A 6,018-nucleotide genomic window follows, 5' to 3' on the forward strand; every position below is an offset into this window, starting at 1 on the left:
AATATTTAATAGTTGCACCATATTGCAGGGGTTTACCACTAATTGCACTTCAATAGTCTATAAATCAGTTTACGAAAATTAAAATAAATATTTTTTCATTTTTTTGTAGATTCATATTAAGCAGCCCTAACCTTACTGATTTTAGAATAAAAATTTATAAATGAGCATAAATACATTTTTAGAGGATCTTTACAACAAAATGGAATAGTCAATGTGACTTAGAGCATGAATTAATATTATTGTATATTTTTCTTCCTATAACCCATCGCGCGCTAGAATGTTCTAGACATAAAACTTAATTATCTCAATATGAGTCAAATATACAAGTTTTGAAAATCCTAATTTTTTGCAGGCGGCACAATGGAATCAACACATTTGATGACTGTATTAAGATAGTATTTTAGAAAATAGAGAGCCACTCAGATTAATATGGTAGCACGCGCTATTTTTGATGCATAGTTGGATGAATAGGATTGATCGCTGGGAAGAATGGTCCTTAGAAATATGCAAATTTGCGTACTGGTGCAAGTAGGTGAATGAGTTTGATAAAAATATAGGCCCTAATGGAATTAGAGCCTATTTGTATTTATAGCGTTTATTTTTGCTCTTTAAGCGGATTCTCGGGTTGTTCATTTGGTTTTTTCTGTGGCTCTGAATTTTTATAAGAATCTTGGTTGCCCTTATCATCGTTAGATTCTTTTTGCGGAGTTGATTGTTGGTCTAATTTATTAGTCATGCCTATTTCCTTTTTATCTATGATTAGCAAATAAATATGACATATAGAGTTAAACATCAATAATATTTATGTTGCTCATTTTGTTCCCTGCGCTCTGCAAATACGTATCCACCTCCCAAGTTTCTTATTTAAGTTTTTCAATAAGCAGGCATTTTGGAATATATCAGACCTACTCGAAATTCAACCTATAGCCAAAGCTAGAATGAACGGATGACGTATTCCAGTAGAAATTACTATAGCTAAGGATCAACTTCATGTAAAAACCACTTCCAACATATTCATAAGTGTTCATGCCACCACATCAACCAATCGGATAGCTTTCCACATAAAACCTCCTATAATTACTTCTAGTCTCTAAAATAATTATAAACTAAGTTAATTTTCGTCTCCTAATCCTGCTTGGTATGTCTTTGCGATGCGTATGAAGAGATTAATAAATTGAAAGAGTAGGATTGCGTTAGGCTTAAAAAGAACTCAAAAGCAGCTCAGCTTTATAAAAAAGTTTAAAACTTAATTATTTCAAAATTTGTATACAACTTAAAAACTATTATTTTTCAAAAATCTAGGATACATCTCGAGTATCAGTTATGTCTGTTAAGTTTTTATTAATTGATTTAAGATTACTAATACCATCTATTTGATTTTGTGGGAGAATGAAAATATGCCTACAGGTGAAAAATCGGCTTATACAGATAAGCAAAAGCGGAAGGCAAAACATATTTTCGAGAGTGAAAGAGAACGTGGTCTTTCTGAAGAAGAAGCAGAAAGTATTGCTTGGGCTACAGTAAACAAGCAAGATGACGGCGGCAAGAAAAAAAGACATTCCCATTAGTGAATATCAATGTTTTGCACTATCCTAAAGCCCTTTGATTAGGGCTTTGTTCTGTTTGCTTCGTAGGTATTTAGGATCATTTACCGCTTATCGGATAGTAAAATAGAATAAACCATGTAAAACATAGTTTTAATCCTGTATTAACCATACTTTCACTTGCAGATCACAATTTAACAATATTAAAGTCTCCTTCATCCTCTACAATTTTATTTTTACCTTATATGAGGTGGAAAAGCGGATGGCGCTTTATTGCATAAAAAGAGATGGAAAATTTTTAACTTACTGCGATCAATTTAATGACTCACATACATGCGAGATATCAGAATTGCATATTGCAATATTTAGTGAATGGCACTGGACGTCCGATGAAGATCGATCAAAAATTTTTATGAGTCAAAAAGAAGCTGAGCTTTTTATTACAGAGAGTGAAAATGATTTTTTAAAGGGTGCAGAGGTTATTTTATTTAAATTATAATTGCATCAGTGACCAATATGTGACAAGCAATCTTATATAATCAACTCTACTTAGAAAACTTGTTTTATTTTTCAAAATACTTCTTACAACCTTCAAAAAATTCCTCATTAAAATTCATCGATGGATCATCTTTATCATCATCACATTGATCTATGGACTTTAACGTATCCTGTGCATAGCGATAACCATTGTATTGTTCAGTGCCCTCTTTAAAGCCACCAAATTCTTCTGGTTTCATGGTGGATTGAAAATAGATGAAGGCCACAATTCCTATAATTGCTAATACAGCGCTGATGGTTTTGAAAGGTTTTAAGTTCATTATATTTATTTTTTGCCTTTGAATGAAATAATGATAAATAGAGATAAACGGAATTTATGTATGGGAACTTTAAAACAATAAAGACCCTGAATACTTAGATTCAAGCCAAGTAAAGCAAAGTTCTATTTCTGTTGCTTTTGCGGCTGTTCAGGTGGCTGATTCGATTGTTTCTGCTGGTCAGGTTGTTGATTATGTTGGCTTTGCTGCATTGGTTGTTGATTAGCCATTGTTATTTGCATCCTGTAGTTTGAAATACGTCATAAAGATTACGACTTTTTTAATCTACTCCTTAATTCTTTTTATCCAACAGTGTATCTGTTTCAATTTGCTTCCATGTAAGTTTAAATCACTCATATGATTGATTTACAAAATAATCTTTCCATCCAAGTTCACATTATTTACCAAAAGTATGAGAAATATTATTTTCACTAACAAGGTAATTTTAGGCTCCATTACCTCCCAAAAGTTTTGATCTAATTCAGCACACCCACGTGCTGATACAAATTCAAATCTCCCCTGACGAAGGAGTACGGTTAGTTTCTTAAAAACTGCTACTTAAAATCTTGATATTTCGCAAACGCATTGCAACAGAACTGCAAATCTTTTTAACGTATAGGGGTGCTTTTACAACTCATTATGAGGTCAGAAGAAAAATCCTACCAATATCGAGTATTTAGTAGGTATTTATGAGCTTTTAACTACCGCTGGATAAAAAGCGAATTAATCAGCTTTACCACATTTTCGGCACTTATGCGTGTACCCTTGCTAAGGAATTAAGCATATTTTGTCTACACAAAATTATAGTGAGCGCGCGCTCTATAGCCTGACTTCATCATCATTAGCTAAAATATAGCTCGAGATGAAATAATATAAATTCCAACTAATTTCTATCACTTATTTCCCAGAAATAATGAATCAAACTCATTGGCAAAAAATTCCTTATATCAATTAATCCAAATAAACGATTACATTATCAAAATAATCTACATACTATTTTCAATAGCCCCCTCGAAAATAAACTGGAAATATAATTTTTTTTCATCCTGACATTTACATTTATACAGATCAATCTGCAAACCTGACTTTCCGAATTGACGTTATCAACTCTTTATCACTCAACGCTTCTATTTATCCGTTTGCGTAATATAATTAAAGCCCCCGACAATAACTGCCCGGAATAGGAATGGTTTTAGATTTGTAAGATTCATTATGATTGCTGATTATTTTTGATTTAATGAATATGAATAAAAATAAAGAGACAGCTCATGTGTGCAAATTTTGAAGCCATCAAAAAAAATCGGGCATTCCTCCTGGATCTTGCGGAGCCTCCATTTGAATTTCCTGACGATATTTTTCCTTTATACAATGCGCCAATTTTAATGCATGGTGCTGATCAACTCGAATGGGATCTCGCCAAATTTGGACTCATTCCTTTTTGGGCTAAAGAGTTAAAATTTGGTCGTCATACCTATAACGCCAGAACTGAAAGTGTTGCTGAAAAGCCCAGCTTTCGACATGCTTGGCATAAAAATCAATTCACCTTAGTCCCCGTGGAAACGGTTTTTGAACCCAAATATATAGATGGAAAGCCACATTGGTATGGAATTTCTCGTGAAGATGGATTACCTTTCACTCTTGCAGCGATCTATGAAGATGCGGTTATCAATAATAAACCTGTCAGATCAATGAGCCTGTTAACCATCAATGCAGATCATCATCCCTTTATGAAGCAATTCCATAAGCCTGATGATGAAAAGCGTTCCGTTGTTGTAATACCAGAAGACAAAAGAATGGATTGGCTAAATTGCAAAGCTAATGAAGCAAATCAATTTTTCTTAGAAATGAAAAATGAATATGTGGCGGCACCAAAACGTCCTTAAGCAGAAAAATTATAGTAGAACGATATTCTAGATGCATAACATATTTAAAATTTTGTCTTTTTATTCGCACCAGATTATGCTGTTCATTTTATGAATAAAACTAGATTGCGATAGAAGTGTGCTTCTATAAAATTTCGGAATTTGTAAATAATCCCGGTAATTATTTTTTAAAATAAATAGATATTTTTTCAGGAATTTAATAAATTAACAAACATTTATCCACTCATAATTAAACAATGAAGAAGGTAGTCATCACCTTATTCCACTTTTCTGGATAAAGAAGATTAAAGATAATCAAATACATTTCAATGTCGACTTGAAGAAATAAAAAAATGTGGGTCGCAGCTTAAGTTAAAGCTGCCATATAAAGCAAAAGTCGTTTATTTGAAAGGACTTATTGTTAGTTTAAAGCATTATTGTGCTCAAATTTGATAAACGATAAACCAGCGAATCCTATCACTTAAAGTAATGCTTACAGCCGTATAAAAAATCAGGATTAAAATTGATTGCTGGATCATGTTTTTCATCATCACACTGATCTACAGAGTTCAGCTGATTATCTTGGGCATAGCGATAACCATTGTATTGTTCAGTGCCCTCTTTAAAACCACCAAACTCTTCAGGTTGAGAAAAATACTGAAATACGAAAAATGCAGAGATACCGAGAATGGCTAAAACAGAGCTCATTATTCTAAATTGTTTTGATATCATTTTTGCTTGCCATAACAGCTTGTGCATAAGAAATACAAATATATATGATTTCCTTAAACTTTTCCTTAATATTTCATCATGATTAAATTTATTTAAAATAGTTTATTTTATTGAATAAAAAACTTAATTTTTATTTCTTATTAATTAAATTATATTTAAATTCTATATATTTTTTTATAACAGCCTAAAGGAATGTAAATCAAATATCTATTTAAAATGATCTTTACACACCCATACTTCTCCATCTATCCGAACACGATCAGATCCAATTAATTCTAATTTTTTACCATAATAATTGGTAAGATTTATGAAATTTCCATTTTTATCATAATTAGCCCAAACACCTCGCTGAATATCAGGACTGTCTAATTTATAAAATGTAACTAATTTCTGCGGATATGTTGTTGTCATGTTCATTTTACATAACCCTGTTAATCTGTTAGATCAGAAAGATCTTCTTCTATAAAAAAAACCTCCCCGGTGGAATTTAAAATCCATTGATAAGTCCCCATAATTCTGGTTAATTTTTCTTGAGATGAGTCATAGACATTCATCAAATTATGATCGTCATCGTACTCTGCCATATAAATGAGCTTGGGTGAAACTTTAAAATCCTCATTCATTTTATATACTTTCACGGGTTTAATATGCATACTTTACTCCTTTTGTCCTGTTAAAAGGGGCCTGAACCCCTTTCAATATAATAGTGACATAATGAGCTGATTCTTATTTTTCACCCTGTGTTGGCTTTTCAGGCGATCTTTTCTCATTATTCCTATGGTCATGCTCTGGTAGGTGATGAGGTTGATTTCGTTGAGTAGACTCAGTTTGATTTTGAGGTTTCGATTTAGGCATAATAGTATTCCTGTTGTCTATTTTACTTAATGAAAATATCAGCTCAATTATTAATCATAATATCAGCATATACTCAAGTTAACTTAATAAAAACAGCAATGATGTATCAAAATATAATATTAAAATAAAAGTATATTTATTAAGTTAAATATTATTCCAAAACAAAATGTTAATTAAAAATTTTATATATAAAAATTAGTTACTCATATA

General features: G+C 31.7%; 8 protein-coding genes and 1 pseudogene. 4 read left to right on the forward strand and 5 right to left on the reverse strand.

The annotated features are described in order from the left end of the window. Positions 1–595: 595 nt before the first annotated feature. Entirely contained in the window at positions 596–736 is a 141-nt protein-coding gene (locus E0H89_RS16505; protein WP_165494064.1) for a hypothetical protein, read from the reverse strand. Between the two features lie 661 nt (positions 737–1,397). Between E0H89_RS16505 and E0H89_RS16510 the strand changes: the two genes are divergently transcribed. Both E0H89_RS16510 and E0H89_RS15200 read left to right on the forward strand, forming a co-directional pair. Beyond that, a complete protein-coding gene (locus E0H89_RS16510) occupies positions 1,398–1,568 on the forward strand; it encodes a hypothetical protein (protein WP_165494065.1) in 171 nt (56 codons plus the stop codon). Between the two features lie 238 nt (positions 1,569–1,806). Beyond that, the gene (locus tag E0H89_RS15200) at positions 1,807–2,043 is read left to right on the forward strand and encodes a hypothetical protein (RefSeq protein WP_131218203.1); all 237 of its coding nucleotides are present in this window, start codon (positions 1,807–1,809) and stop codon (positions 2,041–2,043) included. 64 nt (positions 2,044–2,107) lie between these two features. Here E0H89_RS15200 and E0H89_RS15205 read toward each other — a convergent pair whose 3' ends face one another. Continuing rightward, entirely contained in the window at positions 2,108–2,362 is a 255-nt protein-coding gene (locus E0H89_RS15205; RefSeq protein ID WP_131218205.1) for a hypothetical protein, read from the reverse strand. 1,265 nt (positions 2,363–3,627) lie between these two features. Here E0H89_RS15205 and E0H89_RS15210 point away from each other — a divergent pair. Together E0H89_RS15210 and E0H89_RS16935 are read left to right on the forward strand one after the other, a co-directional pair. Continuing rightward, positions 3,628–4,242, forward strand: a complete 615-nt coding sequence (locus tag E0H89_RS15210; protein ID WP_131218207.1) for an SOS response-associated peptidase — start codon at positions 3,628–3,630, stop codon at positions 4,240–4,242. Between the two features lie 247 nt (positions 4,243–4,489). Next, a pseudogene (locus tag E0H89_RS16935) lies at positions 4,490–4,570 on the forward strand (hypothetical protein); the annotation flags it as partial. Between the two features lie 128 nt (positions 4,571–4,698). On the opposite strand, the gene E0H89_RS15220 reads toward E0H89_RS16935, so the two are convergent. The 3 genes from E0H89_RS15220 to E0H89_RS15230 all read right to left on the reverse strand — a co-directional run bounded on the left by E0H89_RS15220 (position 4,699) and on the right by E0H89_RS15230 (position 5,606). Continuing rightward, positions 4,699–4,929, reverse strand: coding sequence for a hypothetical protein (locus E0H89_RS15220; RefSeq protein WP_250697879.1), 231 nt, complete (start codon positions 4,927–4,929; stop codon positions 4,699–4,701). A 231-nt stretch (positions 4,930–5,160) separates the two neighbouring features. After that, entirely contained in the window at positions 5,161–5,370 is a 210-nt protein-coding gene (locus E0H89_RS15225) for a hypothetical protein (protein WP_250697880.1), read from the reverse strand. Positions 5,371–5,384: 14 nt separating this feature from the next. Then, a complete protein-coding gene (locus E0H89_RS15230) occupies positions 5,385–5,606 on the reverse strand; it encodes a hypothetical protein (protein ID WP_131218211.1) in 222 nt (73 codons plus the stop codon). Positions 5,607–6,018 lie beyond the last annotated feature (412 nt).

The sequence above is a fragment of the Acinetobacter sp. ANC 3781 genome (genome assembly GCF_004331285.1).
Classification (GTDB): Bacteria; Pseudomonadota; Gammaproteobacteria; order Pseudomonadales; family Moraxellaceae; genus Acinetobacter.